The following is a 24,239-nucleotide window of genomic DNA, read 5'->3' as shown; positions in this document are numbered from 1 at the left end:
TCGGAAAAGCCGAATGGCGGAAGAGAATGGGAGTCGAACCCACCAAAGACCGTCTATCGGCCCCTCCCGGATTTGAAGTCCGGACATGCCACCGGGCATGCATCCCTTCCAGATATTGATTCATTCCATAAATTCGTCTCAGGTGGCCGCGACGAGAGGCCGTTTCTGCCCGGCTGCCACCATTTCACTTACTCCTCATTCCTACCGCACCAGCAATCGAAGCGTCAATCTGGACAACTGGCCGATCATTGAATGATGCAGGTGCCCGGCCATTCATTGCAGGCTCGGTTTGCGCAACCGCCTGCGACAGCCAGAACCAGTATCAGGCACATGGTTGTTGAAAAGGTTTTCACAGGGCTCCTCCCGTTTGTTGCGTTTCCCCTTGCGCAAAATCGCCAAACAGGTCGAGCTTGCGGCGGTTGAGGCGGCGCATGTCTCCGCGCCTTATCGTAACGCTGTTGCGGTCGAAGAATTCCAGTATCTGGATCGCCACCTTGCGGCCGCTGTCGACCCGGTCGCGAAATCGCGCAGCGATAAACCAGCCGCTGTCGAAAGCCGCGTCCATGTCCGACAATATTCCGATCATCTCGGCAATCGTTGCGCGGAGGAAAAAATGGTCGTGCGCCACTTCATGCACCCGGCCCATGCGCCCGGCAAGCTTGAGCAGGCGGCGGATATCTTCCTCCCGCTCATCCAGCAGACCCGCAATATCGCGCACGCGCGGCGGGCGAAAACGGGCATCGCCGCCAAGAAGCGGCGCGATGCGCTGCCAGAGCGCCTCGTCGGCATCGCTCATCGTCACTTCATGATCGCGCAGGCGCAGCCAGGCACCGTCGAGCCGCAACAGGTCCGCCTCGATGAGTGCAGCAATGGCGGCGCGGAAGGCCGGAGCAGGCAGGCGCGGCTTCAACAGCAAGCGCAGCCGCTCCACACCCATGCCAATCAGGTCCGGGTTCTCCGTGTGGAAAGCACCGAGCCGCGCCACAATCTCGTCCCGCAGCGCATTCCATCGCTCCGGCAACAGCAGGAGCACGGAATTCGCCTGCGGCAGCATCACCGCATCGAGCGCCTGCGCCAGTGCCTGCGGATCGTCGGCCAGCGCCCGGTCGCGCTGGAAGGCCGTCGCATCCAGATAATATGGTTCGACGGACAGCAGCGCCCGCGCCGCCTGCACGGGATCATCGATGGAATGGGCGTCGAGTTGCGCCATGCGCTCGGGGCTGCGGCGCTTGCGCTGCGGCGGACGCAGATCGAGAAAACGTCCGCCCCCGATGGTTCGTTGCGCGGACACATCCCGGATGACGAAACGGTCTCCGGCGGCCACGGCAAGGGGGCGATCCAGAACCATTTGCACCCGGTCTTCGCTCCCGGGCCGAAGCTCGCCGCCCCGCAAAGGCACGATGCGCGCGCCAACTTCCGCCGACGCATGATGTAGGCGCGCAGGAAACCACTGGCCTATCGGCTTTTTCTCGGAAGGCAATATTTGCAGCGAAGCATCGATGCGGTCCGTGGGACGATGCAGAGGGGGCGACACCAGCATGTCGCCGCGATGCACCGCCTCTTTCGATATGCCTTCGCCTGCCAGATTGAGCGCGCAGCGATCACCCGCCTGCGCGGTTTCGCTCGGCCGGTTCTGCGCATGAATGGTCCGGACCCGCGCTTCTTTTCCAGCCGGGCTGATCGCCAGATGATCGCCGATGGCGACCTTGCCGGAAAGCACCGTGCCAGTGACGACCGTACCCGCGCCCTTCAGCGTGAAGGAACGATCCACGGCCAGACGAAAACGTCCGTTCGCCTGCCGCTCGCCAACCGCATGGGCCTGCGCCTCCAGCATGGTTCTGAGATCGTCGATCCCGGCACCGGACACGGTGGAAACCGCCAGAACGGGAATATCGACAAGCCCCGTCAGCGCCAGTTCGTTGCGGATAGCGGTTTCCACTTCCGCAAGGCGGTCGGGCGCGGCAAGGTCGGATTTGGTAATGACGGCAACACCGCGCCGGATGCCGAGCAGATTGACGATTGCCAGATGTTCGCGGGTTTGCGGCATGATGCCGTCATCGGCGGCGACAACCAGCATGACGAAATCGATGCTCGCCGCCCCGGCCAGCATCGTATGCACGAACTTCTCGTGCCCCGGCACGTCGACAAAGCCCAGTATATCCTTTTCGTCGCCGGACAACGGCAGATAGGCAAAGCCGAGATCGATGGAAATGCCCCGCGCCTTTTCCTCTTTCAGCCGGTCCGTATCCACCTGTGTAAGCGCGCGCACCAGCGCGGTCTTGCCATGGTCGATATGCCCCGCCGTTCCAACGATCATGGTTGCTCGTCCAGTGCGCTGCGCGCTGCCTCGATGAAAGGCGCGGCAAGCGCGCTGCCGCCCGTCCTTGCGCGCTGCAGATAATCGTAAGCCGCCAAAGGATCGCGTTCCACGCCCATGCCGAGGTGCAGCGCCGCCCCCAGCATGGCCTGCCCGTCGGCATCGCCCGCGTCGGCGGCCTTTCGCCACCAGTAGACCGCCCGGGACGGATCACGCGGCACACCGAGGGCATTATGGTAGATCATGCCAAGCCGCGTCATGGCTGCGGCAACGCCGCCTTCGGCTGCCTTCAGCGCCCATTCACGCGCCTCCACCGGATCGGCGGAAATCACCTCGCCCTCGATGAGCATCCAGCTCAGCATGTCCTGCGCCTGCGCGTCACCCTGTTCGGCGGCAAGGCGGTAGAGCCGCGCAGCTTCCGGGTAATCGGCTTCGATGCCTTCGCCCTTGAAAAGCAGGGAAGCGAGATTGCGCTGGCCGGAAGCATCGCCAGCGGCGGCGGAAAGGGTCAGCCAGCGCTGCGCGAGGCCGATATTCTTCTCGACGCCCATGCCGCCTGCAAAACAGGCCCCGATATTGTTCTGCGCACGGGCATTGCCGCTACGGGCCAGCGGCTCCCAGATGGAAAGCGCCGTTGCGTAATCACCCGTCTTTGCAGCCGCAAGCGCCTTTTCCAGCGCCTGCGCCGTCGTGTCCTGCTTCGTTTTGCGGGCGAAGAGATCAGCAAGCCGCATAGGATGACAGGTTCCCGATGAAACTGCTTTCGTCGTCAAGACAGCGCAAGTCGAGCACGAGCGCGCCCTTTTCTATCCGCCCGATGACCGGGAGAGGCAGCGCGCGCAGCGAAGCGCCAAGCGCTGTCAGCGCGGAGCCGCTGCCGTCCTTCGGTGCAATCGACAGACCGGCGCTTGGCACGGTCGAAAGCGGCAAGGCCCCGGAGCCGATCTGGCTGGCGCACTCCGTCACCGTGACGGTGAAAGCGGGCCCGAGCACCTTTTCCAGCGCGGGTTTGAGCCTTTCCGCCTGCGCGGCAATTTCTGCCTGCGGGCGCGCCAGATAACGCAAGGTCGGCAGTTTTTCCGCAAGCCGCTGCGGGTTGCGATAAAGTTTGAGCGTCGCCTCAAGCGCTGCAAGCCTGATCTTGTCGACCCGCAAGGCGCGCTTCATCGGGTTCCTGTTGATGTGGGCGATCAGATCGCGCCGCCCGACGACGAACCCCGCCTGCGGCCCGCCGAGAAGCTTGTCGCCGGAAAAAGTGATGATATCAGCGCCTTCGGCCACTGCCTCGCGCACCGTCGGCTCATGTGCCAGACCGAAAGCTGTCAGGTCGGCCAGCGTGCCGGAGCCGAGATCGTTGACCAGCGGCACGCCCCTCGCCTGCGCGATTGCTGCAAGTTCCGGGGCAGTGACTTCGCGCGTGAACCCCTCGATCCGATAGTTGGAGGTGTGGACCTTCAGCACCAGACCCGTATCGGAGTTGATCGCATTCTCGTAATCGCGCGGATGGGTGCGGTTGGTGGTGCCAACTTCGACAAGCCGCGTACCGGCGCGGGTCATGATATCCGGCATGCGGAAAGCACCGCCGATCTCGATCAGTTCGCCACGCGAAACAATGGCTTCCTTTCCCGCTGCAAGGCTGTTCAGCACCAGAAGCACCGCCGCCGCGTTGTTGTTGACGATGGTGGCATCCTCTGCCCCGGTCAGTTCGCAGACAAGCGCGCGCAGATGATCGTCACGCTCGCCGCGCGCGCCGGAAGAAAGGTCGAACTCAAGAGAAACCGCCTGCCGCATGGCTTGCGTCGCAGCCTCGATTGCGGCTTCGGCCAGAATGGCGCGCCCGAGATTGGTGTGCAGGACCGTTCCAGTCAGGTTGAACAAGGGGCGCAGGCTCGACTGGCCGGATGCTTCGAGCAGGTGAATAACCCGCTCCGCCAAAAGCACGTTGCTGGAAGGCGCGGCGCCGGACTTCACCGCCTCACGCTCATTTCCCAGCACCTTCCGCACGGCTTCCGCCACCGAAGCATGGCCAAAGCTCTCCAATGCTGCGGCAAGCGCGGGCATTTGCAGGATGGCATCCACGGAAGGAAGATGGCGCAGCGACGATTTGATCTGGTCCATGCTGCCTCACAATCCGGCGAGAAGCGGGGAGAAACCACCCCGCCTGTAAGGCGTCTCGCGCATCAGCATGTCCAGGCCGAGGCTTGCAACATCGTCGGCCACCGGATCGGCATCCGAGGATAGCTGCTGATAGATGATCTTGACCCAGCTTTCGCATTCATCGCAGGTTTCGGCCTTGATGACGCCGCCGCCTTCTTCGACTTCCTTGTAGCCGATGCCTTTTGTGGACCCGCAGCACGTGCATTTGATCCGCACATAGTGCCAGAGCGTGTTGCAGACGGAACAGGAGCAGAAGCGCGCGCCATGCGCACCGTGCCAGCCGACGACCATGGAGCTTGACGGCATGCTGCCGCAAGCGGGGCAGACGCCATCGGCAACCGGCTTCACCGACTTCGGGTCGAGCGCCGAGGCGAGCCGCGCAAGATGAAGCTGCAATCCCGCCCAGATATAGATGTGCTCGGCAATTGCGTCAGGCGGCAGAACGCCGGCAAAGATCGCCTCGACCATCCGGCGACGTTCATTCGCATCGCTGCCCGCCACACGCTCCAGCGCATCGGCGGCGTCCTGCGGCTTGGCGATATTGCGGGCGCGCTCGAAGAGCCGGTCGAAGATGGTGTGAAGCCCCGCATCCGATGCGGCATCCGCACGATCGATCGAGGGCATCCCGAATTCGCGTCCCCGATCATTCTCCTGCCGCGCAGCGACAGGGCCGAGCCCGGCGTCTATTTCGGACTGCGCCTCGCTCAGATCAGCGATGAATTCCAGATAGGGTTTCAGCGGGCTGACCGAAGCCAGAATACGCAGGCGCTCCGCCCGTCTGGCAAAAAGCGCGCCGGGGTCCGGCAGTTGCACGAAGGGTGGGGCCGATATTTCGCCGATGACCGTCGGGTCCGGCACCAGATCTTTCTTGCCTGCCATGTCACTCCTCACGAACCCAACGGGCCACGTGGACCACTGAATAACGTCATTCTGAGGTGCCTGCCGGGAAATGCAACCCGGAAGGCGCGAAGTTCAGAGCATGATTCCGAAAAGCGGAGACCGGCTACGCAGGGAAATCATGCTCAAACAAAAGCCTGGGGCGAGATGAAGCTTCAATTTGAAAGCATGCCGCTCTAGGCGGCAGGCTTGCCGCTGCCCTGCTTCGCCTTCTGCTTCGATGTCAGTTCGCGCAGCCACTTGCGATGGTGCCGCCAGGCCCAGCCGCCCGTCACCGTGCCGCGTGTCATCGCATGGATCGTGCCCTTGACCCAGATCGCGGCATAGACATGCACGATCCAGACGCAGATGGCCGCAACCGCCGCCATGGAGTGAACGAACAAGGCCCAGCGCTGCTGGTTGATGCTGGTATAGGAGCCGAAATATTCGTTCCAGATCATCAGGCCGGACACGATCAGGATCACGATCAGAAGCGACATGGACCAGAAAACAAGCTTCTGACCGGCATTATATTTGCCGACTTCAGGCAGCTTTTCCTCATTGCCGGCAATCACGTCATTGGCCTGCGACAGCCATTGGCTGTCTTCGCGCTTCCACAGATTGGCGCTCCAGAAGCGCAGGAAAAGGCCGAGAAAGCTGAAGAACAGGACAACGCCGATCCATGGATGGATGGCGCGTGTCCACTGCCCGCCGCCAAACAGGCCCGACAGGAAAAACAGCCACGGGTGGAACATTGCAAGGCCGGAAAGGGCCAGCAGCACCAGGCTGGCGGCGGTGATCCAGTGATTGATGCGCGCGCCGCCGGAATAGCGGTGCACCCTGACCGGCGGGCCGGGTTCTATGCCGTCGCCGCGCTCAACATCGTCAAAGTCGGTCCTGCTCATGAGCTTTTTTCCCCCGTGAGCTTTTCGGCCTGTTCCTCGTCGTGCTCTGTCACGACATTCGGCCCCTTGAAGATATAGTGCAGCAGACCCGCTGCGGCGGCCAGCCCCATGACAGCCATGCCCGCATATTTGGACACGCCCTTCCACGCCTCGACAACCGGGCTGATGCGCGGATTGTTCGGCAGGTTGGCATAGAGTTCGGGCCGGTCGGCATGGTGCAGCACATACATGACATGGGTGCCGCCAACGCCCGGCGGATCGTAGAGCCCGGCATTCTCAAAGCCACGCGATTTCAGGTCCTTGATGCGTCCGTCGGCCCATTCCTTCATTTCGTCCTTGGTGCCGTAGACGATGGCCTGTGTGGGGCAGGCCTTGGCGCAGGCCGGTCCCTGCCCTACCGCGATGCGGTCGGAGCAGAGCGTGCATTTATAGGCCTTGTTGGTGACCTCGGAAACGCGCGGGATGTTGAACGGACAACCCTTGATGCAATAGCCGCAACCGATGCAGTTATCGTGGATGAAATCGACGATGCCGTTGGAATATTGCACGATTGCACCGGGCGCCGGGCAGGCCTTGAGACAGCCGGGGTCTTCGCAATGCATGCAGCCATCCTTGCGGATGAGCCATTCCAGATTGCCGGTATCGGGATTGTCCCACTCGGTAAAGCGCATCAGCGTGAAGGTGTCGGGCGTCAGGTCGTGCGGATTGTCATAGACGCCGACATTGATGCCCACTTCCTCATGCGTATCGTTCCATTCGGCGCAGGCCGACTGGCAGGCCTTGCAGCCGATGCACTTCGACACGTCTATGAGCTTCGCCACCTCGGTCTGGCGCTCGGCAGGCGGCGTCACATTCGACGCCGACCGCCTGATCAGGTCCTTGTCACCGAAACGCGGCTGTTGCGGCTGGACGCTAGGATTGGGAACGGGTGGAAACATTTATCCCTCCTAAGCCACAGGCGCGCTTGAGCGCTCGATATTGACCAGAAACGCCTTGAATTCCGGCGTCTCGATGTTCGCGTCGCCGACGAAAGGCGTCAGCGAGTTGGGGCCGAAGCCCTTGCGGGCAGCACCCATGAAGCCCCAATGGAGCGGGATGCCGACCACATGCACCGTCTTGCCGTCGCAGATCAGCGGCTTGATGCGCTTGGTCACCACCGCCTTGGCCTTCACCGAGCCGCGCTTCGACCACACCCGCACCCAGTCGCCCTTGGCGATGCCCTTTTCCTTCGCCAGTTCCTCCGAGATTTCGACGAAGAATTCCGGCTGCAGGACTGCATTCACATGGACATGCTTGGTCCAGTAGTGGAAATGCTCCGTCAGACGGTAGGAGGTGGCCGCATAGGGGAACTCCTCCGAAGCCGTTTCGGCGAACTGCTTGAAGTCGTCGTTGAAGACACGCGCTACCGGATTGCCCCGGATGTTGGGCGCGATCACATTGGCGAGCGGCGATTCAAACGGCTCATAGTGGGCCGGGAACGGACCGTCGCGCATCATGCCGCGGCTGAACAGGCGCGACGCGCCTTCCGCATTCATGATAAAGGGGCCGACTTCCTGCGGCTTGGCGGTCGGCGCAATGTCCGGCACGTCATAGCCTGTCCACTTCGAACCGTCCCATTCGATGAGCTTGCGGCTCGGGTCCCACGGCTTGCCGTCGATGTCGGCGGAGGCGCGGTTATAGAGAATGCGGCGGTTCGCCGGCCATGCCCACGACCAGTTGAGATAGGCGCCCGTCTCGTCCGGATCGTGATTGTCGCGGCGGGCCATGTTGTTGCCCGCCTCGGTGAAGCAGCCGGAATAAATCCAGCAGCCTGATGCCGTCGAGCCGTCGTCGCGTAGCGCCGCGAAACCGGCGAGCAGCTTGCCCGCCTCGGCGACCACCTTGGTCGGATCGGCCGGGTCGGTGACCGTGGAAAGCGCGCGGCCGTTCAACTCCTTGGCCAGTTCTTCCGCTGTCGGCTCGCCCTCATCCTTGTAATCCCAGGTGAGATTGAGGATCGGATCGGGGAAAGCGCCGCCTTCCTTGCGATAAAGCTCGCGCAGCCGCAGGAAAATCTGCGCCATGATCCAGTTGTCGGTCTTCGCCTCGCCGGGCGGTGTGGCACCGGGCCAGTGCCATTGCAGCCAGCGCCCGGAATTGGTGAGCGAACCTTCGTCCTCCGCAAAGCAGGTGGAAGGCAGCTGGAACACTTCCGTCTGGATGGAAGCAGAATCCACATCGTTGAATTCGCCGTGGTTTTCCCAGAAACGCGAGGTTTCCGTTTCCAGCGGGTCCATCGTGACGAGGAATTTCAGCTTCGACAGGGCATCGGTCAGCTTCTTGCGGTTCGGCACCGCCATCAGCGGATTGAACCCCTGACAGACATAGCCGTTGACCTTGCCATCATGCATCATGTCGAAGATGCGCAACATGTCGTAGTTCGGCACGTCGAGCTTCGGCAGCCAGTCGAAAGCAAAGTCGTTTTCGACGGTCGCGGCGCTGCCCCACATCGCCTTCTGGAAACTGACGAAGAACTTGCGATAGTTCTGCCAGTAGCTCGTCTGGTTGGGGCGCAGCGGCTTGAAACCGCGTGTCGACATGTAGATTTCGAGATCGGTCTCCTTTTCGACCGGGATGTTCATATAGCCCGGCAGGAGGTTGGACATCAGGCCGATATCGGTCAGCCCCTGAATGTTGGAGTGACCGCGCAGCGCATTCATGCCGCCACCGCGCACGCCGATATTGCCGAGGATCAACTGCAGCATCGCCATGCAGCGAATATTCTGCGATCCCTTGGAGTGCTGCGTCCAGCCGAGCGCGTACATCGACGTCATCGTCTTGTCCGGCGCCGAGCATTCGGACATCATCTGGGCCACTTTCAGGAATTTCTCCTTCGGCGTGCCGCAGATGCGCTCCACCATTTCCGGCGTGAAGATGGAAACGTGCTCTTTCAGCAGGTTCCATACGCAGCGCGGGTTCTGCAGCGTATCGTCGACGACCGCATAGCCGTCATCGCCGATCACATATTCCCAGCTCGAGCGGTCGTAGTCGCGCTTTTCCTCGTCATAGCCGGTAAACAGCCCGTCCTTGTACTCGAAGCCATCCTTGATGATGTAGCTGGCATTGGTGAAATGCTTCACATAATCCCACTGCACCTTGTCATTCTGAATGCAGTAGTTGATGACGCCGAGCAGGAAGGCGATATCCGAACCCTGCCGGATAGGCGCGTAAAAATCCGCCACGGAAGCCGTGCGCGTGAAGCGCGGATCGACGACGATCAGCTTCGCGCCGCGATGGTGCTTGGCCTCCGTCACCCATTTGAAGCCGCACGGATGCGCTTCCGCCGCATTGCCGCCCATGACGACGACGAGATCGGTGTTCTTGATATCGGTCCAGGAGTTGGTCATTGCTCCGCGGCCAAATGTTGGGGCGAGACTCGCCACCGTCGGGCCGTGTCAGACGCGTGCCTGGTTATCGAATGCGACTATGCCTGTGCTGCGCACCACCTTGTAGGTGAGAAACGCCGTTTCGTTGGTGGTGGCCGATGCCGCGAGAAAACCCGTCGAGACCCAGCGATTGACCGTGGTGCCCGCCGCATTCTTCGCGATGAAGTTTGCGTCGCGATCGTCTTTCAGATGGCGTGCGATGCGGTCGAGCGCATCCTCCCACGAAATCTGCTTGAATTCGGCGGCGCCCGGCTCGCGCACCCGCGGATTTTTCAGGCGGGTCTCGGCCTGGACGAAACCCCTGAGTGCCGCGCCCTTCGGGCAAAGCGTGCCGCGATTGGTGGGGTGATCCGTATCGCCTTCGACGTGGATCAGATCGGCCTTCTCGCCTTTCCTCACATCCCCCTTGGAATAGAGGATGATGCCGCAGGCGACCGAGCAGTAAGGGCAGGTATTGCGGGTTTCGGTCGTGTTGGTCAGCTTGAAGGGGCGAATGGTTTCGGCATAGGCGCTTTCCACCGCACCAAAACCGAAGGACCCAAGCGCCGAAGCCGCCACTACCGCCCCCGTTCCGCCCAGAAACTGGCGGCGTGAGAGCTCCACATTCATTGCGCTGCACCTCCCTGATCGTCAGAAGAAAAATGCCGAAGCATATCCCTCCCTGAATTGGACTTGCCTGACATCAGTTCACCGCAATAAACCCAAGTTGTCAACCGAAGGGCAGGTTAAATTAATTAACAATAAGACCCATTTATCAATAATATGACTTTCATAGTCAGGTATTAATACATGAACCTCACCACAGGAATGACTTGGAAACGTGCCAGCTGATTGACGTTGCCGTGTAAAAACGCCAGACTGATGTCGTGGCTTCTTTTGTTGCTCCCGAGTTTCGGGGCTTGAATTTTGAGCGGCTCCTGCCTCGCACCGGCTTCCCTGACCCGATGCGACGGCATCGTGCGGCCCTCGGCTCCGGCTCCCCTCAGCCGCGCAAAACCACAGCCCGAATTTCCTGCCATCGCTGCATCTATGCCCTTCGCGCGTTCCGGGCTTTTCGGGGTTTCCGGACCTTCCAGCTTGGCGGCGCGAAAGTCGTCCTTCCACGCCATCGCACAGAACAATTCAGAGCAAAAAGGGGATCGTCATGAACCGTCGGGAGCTTCTTAAATCCGGTGCGGCCTGTGCCGCCGTCAGCATGCTGCCGAATTTTGCCTCTGCGGCCAGCACCGCATTCGCGCCGCAGCCGTCGGACTGGCGCAGCTTCGAGATCACAACCAGCGTCACGCCTGCCGCTTCGGGAGAAGTCATTCGTGTCTGGGTGCCGCTGGCGGGCTTCAACGCCGATGACTGGAACCGCCCGGAGGGCAATCGCTGGACGACCAATGCCAAGGTCGCGCGGCTCGACCGCGATCCGGCGAGCGGCACCGGCCTTCTCTATCTCGAATGGGATGGAGGGGAAGAAAAGCCTCAAGCCGAAATCATCAGCCTCATCTCCACCCGCGACCGTTCGGGCAATCTCGAGGCACCGGCCAAGGCCGTGCCGCTGACCCGCGCGGAACGCGAACGCTATCTGGCGGGAACGCGGCTTGCGCCAGTCGATGGCATCGTCAAGCAGACCTCTGACAGGATCGTTGCGGATGCCGATACCGATCAGGAGAAGGCGCGCCGGATCTACGACTGGGTCGTCGCCAACACCTATCGACGGGCCTCCACGCGCGGCTGCGGAGACGGCAATATTGTCGCCATGCTCGACAGCGGCGATCTCGGCGGCAAATGCGCCGACATCAATCCTTTGTTCGTGGCTCTCGTCAGGGCGGCGGGAATTCCGGCCCGCGACCTTTATGGCGTGCGCGTCGCGCCTTCCGCCTTCGGCTACAAGAGCCTCGGCGCGAAAAACGAGGTCATCACCAAGGCCCAGCATTGCCGCGCCGAAATCTATCTCGACGGCATCGGCTGGGTCGCGACCGATCCGGCGGATGTGCGCAAGGTGATGTTGGAAGAGGAAAAGGACGGGCTCCCCGCCGACGATCCGCGTGTCGCAGCCGTGCGGCAAAAACTCTTCGGCTCCTGGGAGGGCAACTGGATCGCCTTCAATGACGGCAGCGATATCGTCTTGCCTTCCGCGCAAGGGCCGGAACTCGGCTTCCTCATGTATCCGCAGGCCGAAGTCGCCAGCACCCGTCTGGATTGTCTCGATGCGGACGCCTTCCGCTACGCCATGACCGCACGCGAAATAACGATATAAGTTTTGAGGTTATCATGGATATTGCATCGCCTATTCGTCTCAGCACGCTTGCCCATGGCGGCGGTTGCGGCTGCAAGCTTGCTCCAGCCGTTTTGCAGGATCTGCTGTCGGACCAGCCGGTCATGCAGCCGTTCAGCCAGCTTCTCGTCGGAACGGAAACCGGCGACGATGCCGCCGTCTGGCAACTGGACGACGAAAACTGCGTGATCGCCACGACGGATTTCTTCATGCCGATGGTGGACGATCCATTCGATTTCGGGCGCATCGCGGCCACCAATGCGATATCCGACGTCTATGCCATGGGCGGAACGCCGATCATGGCGCTGGCGATCCTCGGAATGCCGGTGAACAAGATGCCCGCCGAAATGATCCGAGAAATCCTGAAGGGCGGTTCCAGCATCTGCGCGGAAGCGGGCATTCCGGTTGCAGGCGGGCATTCCATCGACGCGCCGGAACCGATCTATGGGTTGGCGGTCATCGGCACCTGCAAGCTTTCGAACCTGCGCAGGAACAGCGGCGCGCGTGTCGGCGACACGCTGATCCTGACCAAGGCAATCGGCGTCGGCATCTATTCCGCCGCCTTCAAGAAGCAGGAACTCGACAGCGCCGGTTATGATGAAATGATGGCGTCAGTCACCTTGCTGAACCGGATCGGTGCCGAACTCGGCAAGGATGACGCCGTTCATGCCGTCACCGATGTGACCGGCTTCGGCATTCTCGGCCATGCGCTGGAAATGGCGCGCGGCTCCAATGCGGGCATTGCGCTGGACTATTCCGCCCTGCCCTTTCTCAATCAGGCCGAACATCTGGCGCAGGCCGGTTTCGTAACCGGAGCCTCCACCCGCAACTGGGCAAGCTACGGCCATGGCGTGCAGCTTCCGGACGACTATCCGCTCTGGAAACAGCAATTGCTGACCGACCCGCAGACGTCCGGCGGGCTTCTCGTATCCTGCGCGCCGCAGGAAGGCGAAAGGCTCCTCGGCAGCATCCGCGCCGCCGGCTATCCATCCGCCCGCATTGTCGGGAAAGTGACGGACGATGCGGGCCGCGTGACCGTAAACGGATGAAATCGCTGCAACATCAGCCTGAAAGCAGGATGCGTGGATTCTACAGTCTGGAGGGCCGTTTGTGCGTTCATAAGCACGTGCGGCGCTCCAGGACGGCTCATCAACAGCTCCCTCATTGTTTGGACTGTTCCCCTCTGGAAATCGGTGGCATGAGTCGATAAAGGCAGTAGCGCGTCCCGAAAAGTGCGAAGCGGTTTTCGGAAAAGATGCGCGTTAAAAACAAACGGATAATATTTTCCAGAGGGACATCATGGGCTATTTTCCAAGTTGGCGTTTGACATCAAACGCCGTCGTGCTTCCTGACGAGCGTCTTCCGGCCGCCGCCGCCATTCCGATGGGCGTGCAGCACCTGCTTGCAATGTCCGGCTCGACCATCGTCGCGCCCCTGCTGATGGGCTTCGATCCCAATGTAGCCGTCTTCTTTTCCGGCATCGGCACGCTTCTGTTCTTCGTGCTGACGGCAGGCCGGGTGCCGAGCTATCTCGGTTCGTCCTTCGCCTTCATCGCGGTCGTCATCGCCGCGACGGGCTATGGCGGCTCCGGCCCCAATCCCAATATAGCAATCGCGCTTGGCGGCATCATCGCCTGCGGCGCGCTCTATGCGCTTATCGGCCTCGTGGTCATGGCCATCGGCACGGGCTGGGTGGAGCGGCTTATGCCCCCGGTCGTCACCGGCGCCATCGGCGTTTCCATCGGCCTCAACCTCGCCCCGGTCGCTGTCGGCCAGCTGAAGGGAAGCGGCACGCATATCACCATCGCGCTGCTTACCGTTCTCTGCATGGGTATGATCGCCGCCTATGGTCCGCGCGGCACCAAGCGCCTGTCGGTGCTCTTCGCACTGCTTTTCGGTTATCTGCTGGTCCTGATCCTCGGCAACGGCCTCGGCATCGTGCCGGGCATCGATTTCACCGCCGTCAGCAATGCGGCATGGTTCGGCCTGCCGCATTTCACCACGCCGGAATTCAACTGGCAGGCGATCACCCTGATCGCGCCGGTCGCCATCGTGCTGGTGGCGGAAAACCTCGGTCATATCAAGGCGCTCGGTTCTATCACCGGCCAGAACATGGACCGCTACATCGGCCGCGGCTTCCTCGGTGACGGCATCGCGACCATGATTTCCGGTTCGGGCGGCGGCACCGGCGTTACCACCTACGCCGAAAACATCGGCGTCATGGCGATGACCAAGGTTTATTCCACGCTGATCTTCGTGATTGCCGCCGTCATGGCGCTGATCCTCGGCATGTCGCCGAAATTCGGCGCGATCCTGCAGACGATCCCGGCTCCGGTTCTGGCCGGTCTTGCCGTTTCGGTCTTCGGCCTCATCGCCTCGGCCATGGCGCGCATCTGGATCGTCAACAAGGTGGATTTCGCGGATTCCCGTAACCTGTTCACCGCCGGTGTGGCGCTCATTTTCGGCGCGGGCGACTTCACCTTGAAGATCGGCGAATTCGCGCTCGGCGGCATTGCGACATCGACGCTAGCCGCCCTCGTGTTCTATCAGTTGCTCGGCATCGGCCGCAGCGACAAGCCCGCCGAATAAAATCAGAGGGAGCGGGCATCCGGCCCGCTCCTTCCACTGCCGAAGCAGGTCCTGCTTGATCCGCATCAAATACTGTACTTCTATATTCGTCTATGTCCGAGAATGAAGATCATCCGGATGAGACGGGTTCATGCTATCAGACCTTTTCGAACATAACCGGCAGTGGGCCGCGGAAAAACGCCGGGAAGATCCCGAATATTTCAGCCGGCTGTCCTCGATGCAGCGCCCGGAATATCTCTGGATCGGCTGTTCCGACAGCCGCGTTCCGGCCAATGTCGTCACCGGATTGCAGCCGGGCGAGGTGTTCGTGCACCGCAACGTCGCCAACCTCGTCCATCGCGCCGATCTCAACCTGCTGTCGGTGCTCGAATTTGCGGTCGAGGTGCTGGAGATCAGGCACATCATCGTCTGCGGCCATTACGGTTGCGGCGGCGTGCGCGCCGCCATGGCCGGTTATGGCCACGGCATCATCGACAACTGGCTGCAGCCGGTGCGCGATATCGCGCAGACACATGAGCAGGAACTGGACCGCTTTACCGATCCCGAAGAACGCCTGAACCGGCTTTGCGAGCTGACCGTCGCCTCGCAGGTGGAAAGCCTGTCGCGCACGCCGGTTCTGCAATCGGCCTGGAAACAGAACAAGGAGATTGTCGTGCATGGCTGGATTTACGGCCTCAAGGACGGCCTGTTGCGCGACCTTCAATGCGACTGCACGAAAAGCGTGCTGGATTTTTCATGTCAGCAGGCCGGTTGATCCGCAAGCAGCCTCTCGGCCCTCAAGCGCATGTCGGGTGCAAGTTCGGCTGAACGCCGCGCAACCTTGTCGAAACATACAGAGGTAACTTCGTTGACCGCGCGCAGTTCGCCGTCGAGCGAACCCGCCATCGTCTGGCGAAACGTGATCGACGAGCGCCCGACTTTCAACACCTGCGAACAGATCGTCAGCAGGTCCCCGGCTGGCACTTCACGCTTGTATTCGGTTGCCGAGCGCACATCGGCCCAGCCGAATGCGTCATCGGGAATTTTCCCTGCGATGTGGCCAAGCAGTTGAAAGCTCGCATCGTCGAACATCCCGGCATAATGCCGGACATTCATATGCCCCATGACATCGCACATCCACGGATGCGCGACGCCGACAAAGGTAACAAGACCGCTCATCGCGCCACCGACCGGTAGCCGCCGAGGAAGGCCGTGAGATTATCGCCCAGCGCATCGCACAGATAGCCGCCTTCCTGCACGATGACGGTGGGCAGCCGCAGCTTCGCGATTGCTTCGGCAATGCGTCCGAAACCGCCGGTAGTCACCGACAACCCGCCGAACGGATCCCCCTCGAACGGATCGAGGCCGAGCGCGACCACGATCGCATCGGGCGCGAAGGCTTCGATGCGGCGGAAGGCCGTGTCGAGCGAGGCGAGGAATTCGGCGTCGCCGGATTTGCGCGGCAGCGGCAGGTTGAGATTGTAGCCAAGCCCCGCGCCTTCGCCGCGTTCGTCGGCGTGGCCCCAGAAGAATGGATAGAAACGCACCGGATCAGCATGGATGGAGACGGTCAGCACATCGGGACGGGAATAGAATATACCCTGCGTGCCGTTGCCGTGATGAAGATCGACGTCGAGGATCGCCACACGCCGGGCATTGGAGCGCAGGCGCTCTGCGGCGACCGCCGAATTGTTGACGAAGCAGAAGCCGCCCGCCACATCGGCAAAGGCATGATGCCCCGGCGGACGGCAGAGCGCATAGGCCGCAACTTCCCCTGCAAGCACCGCATCGGCGGCATCGACCGCGCTCCACGCGCTCCAGCACACGCTTTCCCACGTGTGTTCGGCAATCGGGCAGGCCGTATCGGCCATGTGATAGCCGACCTGCCCCACGGCGGACGCCGGATAGCGGCCGTCACGCGCGAGCGGATGGATGTTGGGGATCACCTCTTCCGACGCCTCTTCGATACGCCGCCAGCGGGCATGGATGTGCTGCAGGAATTCCAGATATTCCGGCGTATGCACGGCCGCAATCGGGCCAAGGCCGTGATTTTGCGGACGGATGATCTCGCAGCCTGCGGCCTTTGCACCGGCGAGCAGACGTTCGACACGCTCCGGCTGTTCGGGGTTCGGCTGCGGCGCGCCGCTGGAAAGAAAGGCTTTCGGGTCGTGACGCTTCTGCTCGACTGCGTAAAAGGCTTTCATGACTGCTCCCTGATTTGATTGATGCGCGCCAGGCGGGTGAAATCCTCACCATAGGCGCCGTGATCGCGGTCGGATTCGATCCAGCCGATACCGAGCCGCTCATAAAATCTCTGCGCAGCAATATTGTCCCGGTCCACGGCCAGCCGCAGATAGACGCCGCCCCGCGCCATCGACCAGGAGGAGACATGGCGCAGAAGCACTTCGCCGATCCCGTTGCCGCGAAAGGCTTCATCGACATAGAGGTCCTGCACGTAGACGCCGGGCTTGCCATACCATGTCGAGAAGATGGGGAAAAACAGGGCCAGCCCGGCAAATGCCCCGTCCACCTCGGCGATCAGGCTGGTGAATGCCGCATAGGGGCCGAAACCGTAACGGCGAAAATCCTCGACCGTGCTGGAAATCCTGTCGGCAGCGCCAAGCCCCTCGCCCATGATGCGGATCGCCTCATGGATCATTTCGGCATCAGCGGGTTCGCCCAGACGAACGATGACGCGCCTTTTGCTGTCCAACACGATTTTCGGCATCAGAACGCCACCCTGTCTCCGCCTTTGAGGCCCAGATATTCGCGTGCCTCCTCGGGCGTCGCAACGTCCAGCGACAGGCCGTCGAGGATGCCGCGTATGCGCCGCACCTGATCGGCATTGCTTCTGGCAAGCTGGCCGCGCCCGTCATAAAGGCTGTCTTCCAGCCCCACGCGGACATTGCCGCCCATGGCGGCCGCCATGGTTATCATCGGGATCTGGTGCCGCCCCGCCGCCAGCACGGAAAAGGAATAATCGTCCCCGAACAGCTTGTCGGCAATCCGCTTCATATGCATGAGATTGTCCGGATCGGCCCCGATGCCACCCAGAACGCCAAAGACGAACTGGATGAACAGATGGCCCGACACCAGTCCCCGGTCGCGGAAATGCGCCAGCGAATAAAGATGGCCGACATCGTAGCATTCAAACTCGAAACGCGTGCCGCAGCCCTGTCCGAGACTGGTCAGGATGCCTTCCATGTCCGCGAAAGTGTTCTTGAAGATGGAATGGCGGGTGGCTTCGAGCAGTTCCGGCTCCCACGCATGTTTCCATTCACGCGGCTTGTCGAGTGCCGGGAATAGCGCGAAATTCATCGAACCCATATTGAGCGAGCACATTTCCGGCTCTGCCCGGAGCGGCGCGGCCAGCCGGTCCTCCAGCGTCATCAGCGACGAGCCGCCGGTGGAGATATTCACCACGGCAGATGTCGATTGCTTGATGCGCGGCAGGAACTGCATGAACAGGTCCGGATTGGCGGAAGGCCTGCCGTCGCGCGGGTCGCGGGCATGCAGATGCAGGATCGACGCACCCGCTTCCGCTGCCGCAATGGCTTCGCTCGCAATCTCGTCGGGCGTTACCGGCAGATGCGGCGACATGGACGGCGTGTGCACGGAACCCGTCACCGCGCAGGTGATGATCACCTTGCGACGCATTTTCTTCTTGTCGGTCATGATCCGGTTTCCTTACGCATTCACGGGCAGTTTGAGCTCACGCGCCAGAACCTCCAGCGTGTCGCCGAGGATGTCGGTGATCTCGCCGACCTGTTCGCGGCTGACGATCATGGGCGGGCAGACGAGGAAATGATCGCCTTCGACGCCGCCGCGTGTGCGGCGCGAATAGATGATCAGCCCGCGCTCATAGGCGAGATCGACCATGCGCTGATGGGCGTTCAGCTCCTTCGGCAGCGGCTTCATGGTTTCGGGGTCGGAAACGAATTCGGCAGCGAGCAGCAGGCCCTTGCCGCGCACATCGCCGATAAAGGGGAAGCGCTTTGCAAGCCCTTCCAGTTCGCCCTTCAGCGCATCGCCCATGCGGGCGGCATTGCCGACGAGATCGAGGCGATCGATTTCCTGCAGCACTGCCTTGCCTGCCGCGCAGGCCAGCGGATTGCCGGCATAGGTGAAGCCATGCAGGAAGCCGCCCGCGTCCAGAACCGGCTGCACGATGCGCCCCGGCGCCGCCATCGCGCCCAGCGGGCAATAACCGGAGGCAAAGCCCTTGGAAAGCGCGATCAGGTCCGGCTTGCAGTTCCAGTGGTCGCCGCCCAGAAACTTGCCGGTGCGCCCGGCGCCGCTCATCACCTCGTCATGGATCAGCAGGATGCCATAACGGTCGCAGATTTCGCGGATGCGCGGATAATAGCTGTCGGGCGCAACCAGCGCGCCGGTAGAGGCGCCGCCGATCGGCTCCATGATGAAGGCGAGCACGCTTTCAGGGCCTTCCTCCTGAATCCGTTCCTCCAGCATGTCGGCATATTTCTGTCCGCGCTGTTCCATCGAGAGATTGTCGCGGTCGAGATAGGCGGTCGGCGCCGGAACCTTGGGCATTTCGCGCATGATGGGCGCGAAAGGCTCGCTCAGGGCCGCATAGCCGGTGACGGCGAGCGCCCCAAGCGTGCCGCCGTGATAGGAGGGAAAGCGCGAAATCACTTTCCAGCGCTTGCCCTGCCCGGTCGCAACCGCCCACTGGCGGGCGAGCTTGATGCAGGATTCGACCGCTTCCGAACCGCCGGAAACGAAGAATATCTTGTCCAGACCTTCCGGCATACGCTCTGCGGCCATGCGTGCCAGATCTTCCGCCGGTTCGTTTTCGAAATGCAGGCGATAGGCGAAGGTCACGCGGTCCATCTGCTCCTTCATGGCATCGAGCACGTTGCGATTGCCATGGCCGATATTGACCACCATCGCGCCGCTCGATCCGTCGATGACGCGACGTCCGTCCTGATCCCAGATGTAGATGCCCTCGGCGCGATCCACCAGCGGCCTGCGCAGGCGCGACTGGTAGAAAAGATGTGATGCCGGGCGTTCATTCTGTGCATTTGTGTTGAGCATGGCGTTACTCTGTCAGCGCTTGAGATATTGGTTGAGAACATTGGCGGTCACGCGCTCGACCATGCGGTCGCCGCGCTTGAGGGCCGCTACCCACTCGCAGCTTCCGGCGTGGAAGACCTCGCCCTTGCCGCGTGGAAAATTGACGATCATGCCGCAGCCCCGCTTGGTGCGTTCCACGGCTGCATCCCCATCGTTGCCAATCAGCGTATCGGCCACGAATTTTGCATCGGCGTCGGAAAGGAACTGGTCGTCGGCCGGAATATCCGCGCTTTCCTCCTTGAGAGACGACATGCCGAGCGCCAGAATCTGCAACCCGTCAGGTGCGCCGCTGCCCTCTTCCGGCTCCGGCAATCCGCCACGGATCACATAATCCAGTCCGTCGACCTCGTAGCCGAAGGCATGGCCTTGCGAACCCAGAAGATCGCCGTAATAGATGCCGGTTCCTGCAAAGGCCCAGTGTTCGGGACGATAGACCGGGAAACCGCGCACGCCGCGCGGGGCGCAGCCGCCCCAGCCGACATAAAGCCCGCGCAAGGCGTTGAGGCCGAATGTCTCTGCGGCAGGCCGTCCGGTTTCCGCCGCTTCCCAGCAGCCGCTTGTGCGGCGCGGATCGGCGGAGCGATAGACCGGATCTTCGGCGCGGGCACGGTATTTGTAGCAGGTCTGCCGCTTGCCATTATCCTCAAGCCGGGTCTGCCACATGAAATTGCCGGCGAAACGCGCCGCACGACCGCCGCCATCGACATAATTATCGACGGCATCGCGCATTTCCCATGTCCAGTATTCATCATGACCGACAAAGACCACGCAGTCATAACCGTCGAGAATTTCCGGCGCGAAATGCAGCTCATGCTGGGTTGCGAGATCGACCGCATAGCCTTCCCGTTCGGCCCAGCGGAAAAACAGGCTGTCATAGCTTGCCCAGCCGGACGAGGCATATTTCTTGGAATAGCCATTGGCATAGGCCCATTCCATGTGCGGATAGCGCGGGGGCGCGGCAGGGGGCGTGACGATTTCCAGCGGCACACGCGGCGCATCGGGCGGCAGCAGCGCGAAGCCACGGCAGAACGGGCGCTCGATGCTCACCGTCGTCGCATATTGATCGCCGTTCGGCCCGGTAATGCCCTGATAATGGTTGGAGCCGCCCCAGGTATTATAGGCCGTCCATGTGCCGGTTGCGGCAACCTGCAGGATACGGCCCGGCTTGCGCCCCGCCGCAGGGCGCAGGATGAACAGGTGATGGCAATGGATGGGCTGGCCGTCATTGCCATGCGCCTTCAGCGTGATGCGATAAGCGCCGGAGGGCCAGGTCTCATCCGTCCTGACGGCGAATGTCGTTTCCCAGCCGCAGCCGACGACCGAACATTGCGCCGGTGTATCCTGCCATTTGCAGTCGATCCCGCGTTTTGAGAATACCGGCGCTTCCACTGCGCCGTCCCGCACGATTTCGATGTCGAAACGTTGCGCGGTCGCACTTACCTGAAGATGAACCGTCGCGCCCGGCAGATAGGAATAGGCGTCGGTATAACACCAGATTTCGCCGCGCGGCCCGTCCATGCCGGGATATTCGTAATAATGGCCGAGGACAGCCTCGCGGCGCTGCGCCGGGGTCAGCCCGAAATCGGGAAACTCCGCGAAATTCACAAACTCGTTGTTTCGCTCGCTCATGCCGACACCTCACGCAGCCAGATATTTCTTGAGGAAGGAGCGGGTACGCTCCTGCACCGGGTTGCTGAGTATCTGGTCCGGCGGCCCTTCTTCCACGACCACGCCGCCATCCATGAACAGGATGCGGTCGGCAACCTCGCCTGCAAAACGCATCTCGTGCGTGACGATCAGCATCGTCATATGTTCGGCGGCAAGCTGTTTCATGACGGCATTCACTTCGTCCACCAGCTCGGGGTCGAGCGCCGAAGTTGCCTCGTCAAACAGCATCACTTTCGGCTGCATGGCGAGCGCACGCGCGATTGCCACACGCTGCTTCTGCCCGCCCGACAGGCGCGAGGGATAGACGTCGATCTTGTCGGCAAGCCCGACCTTGGACAGAAGCTCCAGCGCCAGCGTGCGCGCCGCGTCCTTGCCCATGCCCTTGAGCTTGATCGGGCCGAGCGTGATGTTTTCCAGCACGGTCAGGTGCGGGAACAGGTTGAAGTGCTGGAACACCATGCCCATCTGCTGGCGCACCGCATTGATGTGCTTTTCGAACGCCTGCCCTGCCAGCGGCTGGTTGACCTGCACGCCGTCCAGCCAGACCTCGCCGCCATTCAGCGTTTCCAGATGGTTGATCGACCGCAGGAGCGTGCTCTTGCCGGAGCCGCTGGGGCCGATGATGGCAACGATCTGGCCCCGCGCCACTGAAAGGTCTATGCCCTTCAATACTTCCAGCGCGCCGTAGGCCTTGCGGGCGCCCTTCACTTCGACCATCGGTTTTGCCGATTTGGAGCTGCTCATCGCGTGACCTCCACTTTTCTTTCAATGCGCCGCAGACCAGCCTCGAGCACGAGATTGACCACGTAATAGATGGCCGCGACGGTGATATAGAATTCAAACGGGCTGAAGGTTTCACTGATGGCAAGCTGGGCGCTGTGCACCAGTTCCGCAATGCCGATGATCGAAACCAGCGACGTGTCCTTCAGAAGAACGATCATGTTGTTGCCGATCGGCGGGATGGTGTTGCGGATCGCCTGCGGAATGACGACATAGCGCAAGGCCTGTCCGTGGCTGAAACCGATGGAACGGGCGCCTTCCATCTGGCCGGGATCGACAGCCACGATGCCTGCGCGGATGATGTCGGCATTATAGACCGCGAAATGCAGGCTGAGGCCGATGATGCCCGCGCCAAGGGCCGGAATATCGATGCCGATCTGCACCAGCCCGAAATAGATCAGGAACAGTTGCAGCAGAAGCGGCGTTCCCATGAACAGCCACATGAAGAACCGCACCGGCCAGGCGAGGATTGCGGGCGCATAGAGCACCACCAGCGCAAATGCGATGCCGAGCACGAAGCTCAGGAAGGCCGAAGCCACGGTCAGAACCAGCGTCCACCAGAGGCCGGTCAGAAGCAGATCGGTATAGGGAGTGACGATGCTGAAATCGAGAGCCTGCATCCAGTCCTCCCTCACTGCGCCGCAAAGCGCTTGTCGAGAAAATCGACCCCGCGCGCCACGACATAGATGATGATCATGTAGAGAATGGCGGCGACGCCGAAAATCTCGAACGGCTTGTAGGTCGAGCCGATAAAGCGCTGCGCGGTATAGGTCAGCTCGACCACCGAAATGGTGGAAACCAGCGCCGAGCCTTTCAAGAGAGCGATGGCGTTGACGCCAAGCGGGCGGATCATCAGGCGAGCCGCCTGCGGCAGCACGACGAGACGCATGGTCTGGCCGCGTCCGAAACCGACGGAGCGCGCGGCTTCCGTCTGTCCGCGATCAACGCTCTGGATCGCGCCGCGGATCGATTCCGACATATAGGCGCCGATATTCAGTCCCAGCCCGATGACACCGGCGGCAAACGGCTCCAGATTGATGCCCACCTGCGGGCCGCCGAAATAGAGAATGAAGAGCTGCACCAGGCAGGGCGTGCCGCGAAAGACGCTGACATAGGCCGCCGCCAGCCCGCGCAGAATGGGGGAGCGGGAAAGGCGGCCCGCCACGAGTATTGCAGCCACCACAAGGCCCAGGATCAGGGCCAGCGCGGAAATTTGCACAGTCACCCATGCCGCCTCCAGAAAAAACGGGAGGACGCGCTGCATCAACGCAAAATCCATCGGAAAACTCCGGTCAATCGGTTCTCAGCCGGCCCGGACAATTGCCGGGCCGGGATGACGGCATGTCAGCGGATGTCGCTGCCGATCCACTGCATCGAGATCTTCTCGTAGGTGCCGTCGGCCATGATCTCGTCGAGGGCCTTCTGCATCGCTGCCTTCAGTTCCGGATTGTTCTTGCGGATGGCGATGCCGATGGCGACGCTGCCGCCTTCGATGTCCGGCGTATCGAGCTTGCGGACCTTCTGCCCGGTTTCCTTGATCGCCACCATGACCGGGATATTATCGACGACGATGGCGTCGACGCGGCCCGAATTCAGCTCCAGCATCAGTTCCGGCAGGCCCTTATAGGTGCGGATGGTCCAGCCGCCCTGCTCGCGCGCCCATTTCTCGTGGGTTTCGCCAAGCGTCACGCCCAGCGTCTTGCCCTTGAGATCATCGAGCTTCTGCACGGCAGAGTCTTCCTTCACGAAAACCGCGCGGCCCGCGTGATAATAGGGTCCGACGAAGTCCACCGCCTTCTCGCGCTCCGGAGTGATCGTCATGGAGCCGACCACCGTGTCGAACTTGCCCGCCCGGAGACCTGCGACGATACCGTCCCATGCTGTGGTGATGAGCTGCGGCTTCAACTGCATGCGTTCGGCAATGGCCGAACCGATGGACGCATCGAAGCCCACGACCTCGTTCTTCTCATTGACGAAATTGAACGGCGGATACTGGCCGCTCATGGCGATCTTGAGTTCTCCCGATGCCTTGATCTTTTCAAGATCATCCGCCTGTGCGGGCGCAACTGCAAAAACTGCGGTGGCGGCAATCGCGGCAGCGGCAATGAAACCCGTGAATCTGTTAAACATCTTGTTCCCGACTTCCTCTTGTTTGTTTTTCTTGAGGCTTGTTTCTGCCCCTCAAT

General features: G+C 61.6%; 22 protein-coding genes and 1 tRNA gene. 4 read left to right on the top strand and 19 right to left on the bottom strand.

The features are described from left to right. Positions 1–14: 14 nt before the first annotated feature. From ACOWVS_RS00305 to ACOWVS_RS00265, 9 genes are all read right to left on the bottom strand, one after another. Positions 15–110: transfer RNA gene (locus ACOWVS_RS00305), tRNA-Sec, on the bottom strand. Between the two features lie 239 nt (positions 111–349). Continuing rightward, the gene (gene selB / locus ACOWVS_RS00300) at positions 350–2,317 is read right to left on the bottom strand and encodes a selenocysteine-specific translation elongation factor (protein WP_025092115.1); all 1,968 of its coding nucleotides are present in this window, start codon (positions 2,315–2,317) and stop codon (positions 350–352) included. Further along, positions 2,314–3,051, bottom strand: a complete 738-nt coding sequence (locus ACOWVS_RS00295; protein WP_006472067.1) for a tetratricopeptide repeat protein — start codon at positions 3,049–3,051, stop codon at positions 2,314–2,316. Before ACOWVS_RS00295 ends, selB begins: the two co-directional genes overlap by 4 nt. After that, positions 3,038–4,435, bottom strand: a complete 1,398-nt coding sequence (gene selA, locus ACOWVS_RS00290) for an L-seryl-tRNA(Sec) selenium transferase (RefSeq protein ID WP_006468329.1) — start codon at positions 4,433–4,435, stop codon at positions 3,038–3,040. Before selA ends, ACOWVS_RS00295 begins: the two co-directional genes overlap by 14 nt. Before the next feature lie 6 nt (positions 4,436–4,441). Beyond that, positions 4,442–5,353: a formate dehydrogenase accessory protein FdhE gene (gene fdhE, locus ACOWVS_RS00285; protein WP_006472066.1), complete on the bottom strand. Its 912-nt coding sequence runs from the start codon at positions 5,351–5,353 to the stop codon at positions 4,442–4,444. A 194-nt stretch (positions 5,354–5,547) separates the two neighbouring features. After that, on the bottom strand, positions 5,548–6,255 hold the full coding sequence (locus ACOWVS_RS00280; RefSeq protein WP_006468327.1) for a formate dehydrogenase subunit gamma: 708 nt from the start codon (positions 6,253–6,255) through the stop codon (positions 5,548–5,550). Continuing rightward, positions 6,252–7,193, bottom strand: coding sequence for a formate dehydrogenase subunit beta (gene fdxH, locus ACOWVS_RS00275; protein WP_006468326.1), 942 nt, complete (start codon positions 7,191–7,193; stop codon positions 6,252–6,254). Before fdxH ends, ACOWVS_RS00280 begins: the two co-directional genes overlap by 4 nt. A 9-nt stretch (positions 7,194–7,202) precedes the next feature. Next, positions 7,203–10,289, bottom strand: a complete 3,087-nt coding sequence (gene fdnG, locus ACOWVS_RS00270) for a formate dehydrogenase-N subunit alpha (protein WP_077684181.1) — start codon at positions 10,287–10,289, stop codon at positions 7,203–7,205. A 173-nt stretch (positions 10,290–10,462) separates the two neighbouring features. Beyond that, positions 10,463–10,789, bottom strand: a complete 327-nt coding sequence (locus tag ACOWVS_RS00265; protein ID WP_006472063.1) for a hypothetical protein — start codon at positions 10,787–10,789, stop codon at positions 10,463–10,465. Positions 10,790–10,824: 35 nt separating this feature from the next. Here ACOWVS_RS00265 and ACOWVS_RS00260 point away from each other — a divergent pair, with 35 nt between their 5' ends. The 4 genes from ACOWVS_RS00260 (at position 10,825) to can (ending at position 15,286) form a co-directional block, all read left to right on the top strand. After that, positions 10,825–11,925: a transglutaminase-like domain-containing protein gene (locus ACOWVS_RS00260; RefSeq protein ID WP_006472062.1), complete on the top strand. Its 1,101-nt coding sequence runs from the start codon at positions 10,825–10,827 to the stop codon at positions 11,923–11,925. A gap of 14 nt (positions 11,926–11,939) precedes the next feature. Beyond that, a complete protein-coding gene (gene selD / locus ACOWVS_RS00255; RefSeq protein WP_006472061.1) occupies positions 11,940–12,992 on the top strand; it encodes a selenide, water dikinase SelD in 1,053 nt (350 codons plus the stop codon). Positions 12,993–13,242: 250 nt separating this feature from the next. Then, complete coding sequence (locus ACOWVS_RS00250) at positions 13,243–14,532, top strand: solute carrier family 23 protein (RefSeq protein ID WP_006468320.1); 1,290 nt, start codon at positions 13,243–13,245, stop codon at positions 14,530–14,532. A 130-nt stretch (positions 14,533–14,662) separates the two neighbouring features. Next, the gene (gene can, locus ACOWVS_RS00245; RefSeq protein WP_025092117.1) at positions 14,663–15,286 is read left to right on the top strand and encodes a carbonate dehydratase; all 624 of its coding nucleotides are present in this window, start codon (positions 14,663–14,665) and stop codon (positions 15,284–15,286) included. Here can and ACOWVS_RS00240 read toward each other — a convergent pair. From ACOWVS_RS00240 to ACOWVS_RS00195, 10 genes are all read right to left on the bottom strand, one after another. Beyond that, a complete protein-coding gene (locus ACOWVS_RS00240; RefSeq protein WP_006468318.1) occupies positions 15,271–15,690 on the bottom strand; it encodes an acyl-CoA thioesterase in 420 nt (139 codons plus the stop codon). The two genes, can and ACOWVS_RS00240, sit on opposite strands and share 16 nt — an antisense overlap. Then, on the bottom strand, positions 15,687–16,715 hold the full coding sequence (locus ACOWVS_RS00235; protein ID WP_006468317.1) for a histone deacetylase family protein: 1,029 nt from the start codon (positions 16,713–16,715) through the stop codon (positions 15,687–15,689). The genes ACOWVS_RS00240 and ACOWVS_RS00235 overlap by 4 nt, the downstream gene beginning before the upstream one ends. Continuing rightward, on the bottom strand, positions 16,712–17,239 hold the full coding sequence (locus ACOWVS_RS00230) for a GNAT family N-acetyltransferase (RefSeq protein ID WP_006468316.1): 528 nt from the start codon (positions 17,237–17,239) through the stop codon (positions 16,712–16,714). Before ACOWVS_RS00230 ends, ACOWVS_RS00235 begins: the two co-directional genes overlap by 4 nt. Next, positions 17,239–18,186 (bottom strand): 3-keto-5-aminohexanoate cleavage protein, encoded by a 948-nt coding sequence (locus ACOWVS_RS00225; protein ID WP_006472060.1) that lies wholly within the window; start codon positions 18,184–18,186, stop codon positions 17,239–17,241. Before ACOWVS_RS00225 ends, ACOWVS_RS00230 begins: the two co-directional genes overlap by 1 nt. 12 nt (positions 18,187–18,198) lie before the next feature. Continuing rightward, positions 18,199–19,566: an aspartate aminotransferase family protein gene (locus ACOWVS_RS00220; protein ID WP_006468314.1), complete on the bottom strand. Its 1,368-nt coding sequence runs from the start codon at positions 19,564–19,566 to the stop codon at positions 18,199–18,201. Positions 19,567–19,578: 12 nt separating this feature from the next. Continuing rightward, positions 19,579–21,234: a N,N-dimethylformamidase beta subunit family domain-containing protein gene (locus ACOWVS_RS00215; RefSeq protein WP_006468313.1), complete on the bottom strand. Its 1,656-nt coding sequence runs from the start codon at positions 21,232–21,234 to the stop codon at positions 19,579–19,581. Positions 21,235–21,243: 9 nt separating this feature from the next. Then, on the bottom strand, positions 21,244–21,990 hold the full coding sequence (locus ACOWVS_RS00210) for an amino acid ABC transporter ATP-binding protein (protein WP_006472059.1): 747 nt from the start codon (positions 21,988–21,990) through the stop codon (positions 21,244–21,246). Between the two features lie 23 nt (positions 21,991–22,013). After that, complete coding sequence (locus tag ACOWVS_RS00205; RefSeq protein ID WP_006472058.1) at positions 22,014–22,673, bottom strand: amino acid ABC transporter permease; 660 nt, start codon at positions 22,671–22,673, stop codon at positions 22,014–22,016. An 11-nt stretch (positions 22,674–22,684) separates the two neighbouring features. Then, the gene (locus tag ACOWVS_RS00200) at positions 22,685–23,332 is read right to left on the bottom strand and encodes an amino acid ABC transporter permease (protein WP_006468310.1); all 648 of its coding nucleotides are present in this window, start codon (positions 23,330–23,332) and stop codon (positions 22,685–22,687) included. Between the two features lie 65 nt (positions 23,333–23,397). Next, positions 23,398–24,183, bottom strand: coding sequence for an ABC transporter substrate-binding protein (locus ACOWVS_RS00195; RefSeq protein ID WP_021585454.1), 786 nt, complete (start codon positions 24,181–24,183; stop codon positions 23,398–23,400). Positions 24,184–24,239: the final 56 nt, after the last annotated feature.

It is taken from the genome of Brucella sp. IR068 (assembly GCF_049065885.1).
GTDB classification, from domain to species: domain Bacteria; phylum Pseudomonadota; class Alphaproteobacteria; order Rhizobiales; family Rhizobiaceae; genus Brucella; species Brucella intermedia.
Note: the sequence above shows the minus strand (reverse complement) of the source record. Positions and strands in the feature narration are given on the sequence as shown.

What these genes read in the sequence shown, in the direction of transcription:
- selB (WP_025092115.1), bottom strand. Translation starts at nt 2,317, where the DNA reads ATGATCGTTGGAACGGCGGGGCATATCGACCATGGCAAGACCGCGCTG.
- ACOWVS_RS00295 (WP_006472067.1), bottom strand. Translation starts at nt 3,051, where the DNA reads ATGCGGCTTGCTGATCTCTTCGCCCGCAAAACGAAGCAGGACACGACG.
- selA (WP_006468329.1), bottom strand. Translation starts at nt 4,435, where the DNA reads ATGGACCAGATCAAATCGTCGCTGCGCCATCTTCCTTCCGTGGATGCC.
- fdhE (WP_006472066.1), bottom strand. Translation starts at nt 5,353, where the DNA reads ATGGCAGGCAAGAAAGATCTGGTGCCGGACCCGACGGTCATCGGCGAA.
- ACOWVS_RS00280 (WP_006468327.1), bottom strand. Translation starts at nt 6,255, where the DNA reads ATGAGCAGGACCGACTTTGACGATGTTGAGCGCGGCGACGGCATAGAA.
- fdxH (WP_006468326.1), bottom strand. Translation starts at nt 7,193, where the DNA reads ATGTTTCCACCCGTTCCCAATCCTAGCGTCCAGCCGCAACAGCCGCGT.
- ACOWVS_RS00265 (WP_006472063.1), bottom strand. Translation starts at nt 10,789, where the DNA reads ATGGCGTGGAAGGACGACTTTCGCGCCGCCAAGCTGGAAGGTCCGGAA.
- ACOWVS_RS00260 (WP_006472062.1), top strand. Translation starts at nt 10,825, where the DNA reads ATGAACCGTCGGGAGCTTCTTAAATCCGGTGCGGCCTGTGCCGCCGTC.
- selD (WP_006472061.1), top strand. Translation starts at nt 11,940, where the DNA reads ATGGATATTGCATCGCCTATTCGTCTCAGCACGCTTGCCCATGGCGGC.
- ACOWVS_RS00250 (WP_006468320.1), top strand. Translation starts at nt 13,243, where the DNA reads ATGGGCTATTTTCCAAGTTGGCGTTTGACATCAAACGCCGTCGTGCTT.
- can (WP_025092117.1), top strand. Translation starts at nt 14,663, where the DNA reads ATGCTATCAGACCTTTTCGAACATAACCGGCAGTGGGCCGCGGAAAAA.
- ACOWVS_RS00240 (WP_006468318.1), bottom strand. Translation starts at nt 15,690, where the DNA reads ATGAGCGGTCTTGTTACCTTTGTCGGCGTCGCGCATCCGTGGATGTGC.
- ACOWVS_RS00235 (WP_006468317.1), bottom strand. Translation starts at nt 16,715, where the DNA reads ATGAAAGCCTTTTACGCAGTCGAGCAGAAGCGTCACGACCCGAAAGCC.
- ACOWVS_RS00230 (WP_006468316.1), bottom strand. Translation starts at nt 17,239, where the DNA reads ATGCCGAAAATCGTGTTGGACAGCAAAAGGCGCGTCATCGTTCGTCTG.
- ACOWVS_RS00225 (WP_006472060.1), bottom strand. Translation starts at nt 18,186, where the DNA reads ATGACCGACAAGAAGAAAATGCGTCGCAAGGTGATCATCACCTGCGCG.
- ACOWVS_RS00220 (WP_006468314.1), bottom strand. Translation starts at nt 19,566, where the DNA reads ATGCTCAACACAAATGCACAGAATGAACGCCCGGCATCACATCTTTTC.
- ACOWVS_RS00215 (WP_006468313.1), bottom strand. Translation starts at nt 21,234, where the DNA reads ATGAGCGAGCGAAACAACGAGTTTGTGAATTTCGCGGAGTTTCCCGAT.
- ACOWVS_RS00210 (WP_006472059.1), bottom strand. Translation starts at nt 21,990, where the DNA reads ATGGTCGAAGTGAAGGGCGCCCGCAAGGCCTACGGCGCGCTGGAAGTA.
- ACOWVS_RS00205 (WP_006472058.1), bottom strand. Translation starts at nt 22,673, where the DNA reads ATGCAGGCTCTCGATTTCAGCATCGTCACTCCCTATACCGATCTGCTT.
- ACOWVS_RS00200 (WP_006468310.1), bottom strand. Translation starts at nt 23,332, where the DNA reads ATGGATTTTGCGTTGATGCAGCGCGTCCTCCCGTTTTTTCTGGAGGCG.
- ACOWVS_RS00195 (WP_021585454.1), bottom strand. Translation starts at nt 24,183, where the DNA reads ATGTTTAACAGATTCACGGGTTTCATTGCCGCTGCCGCGATTGCCGCC.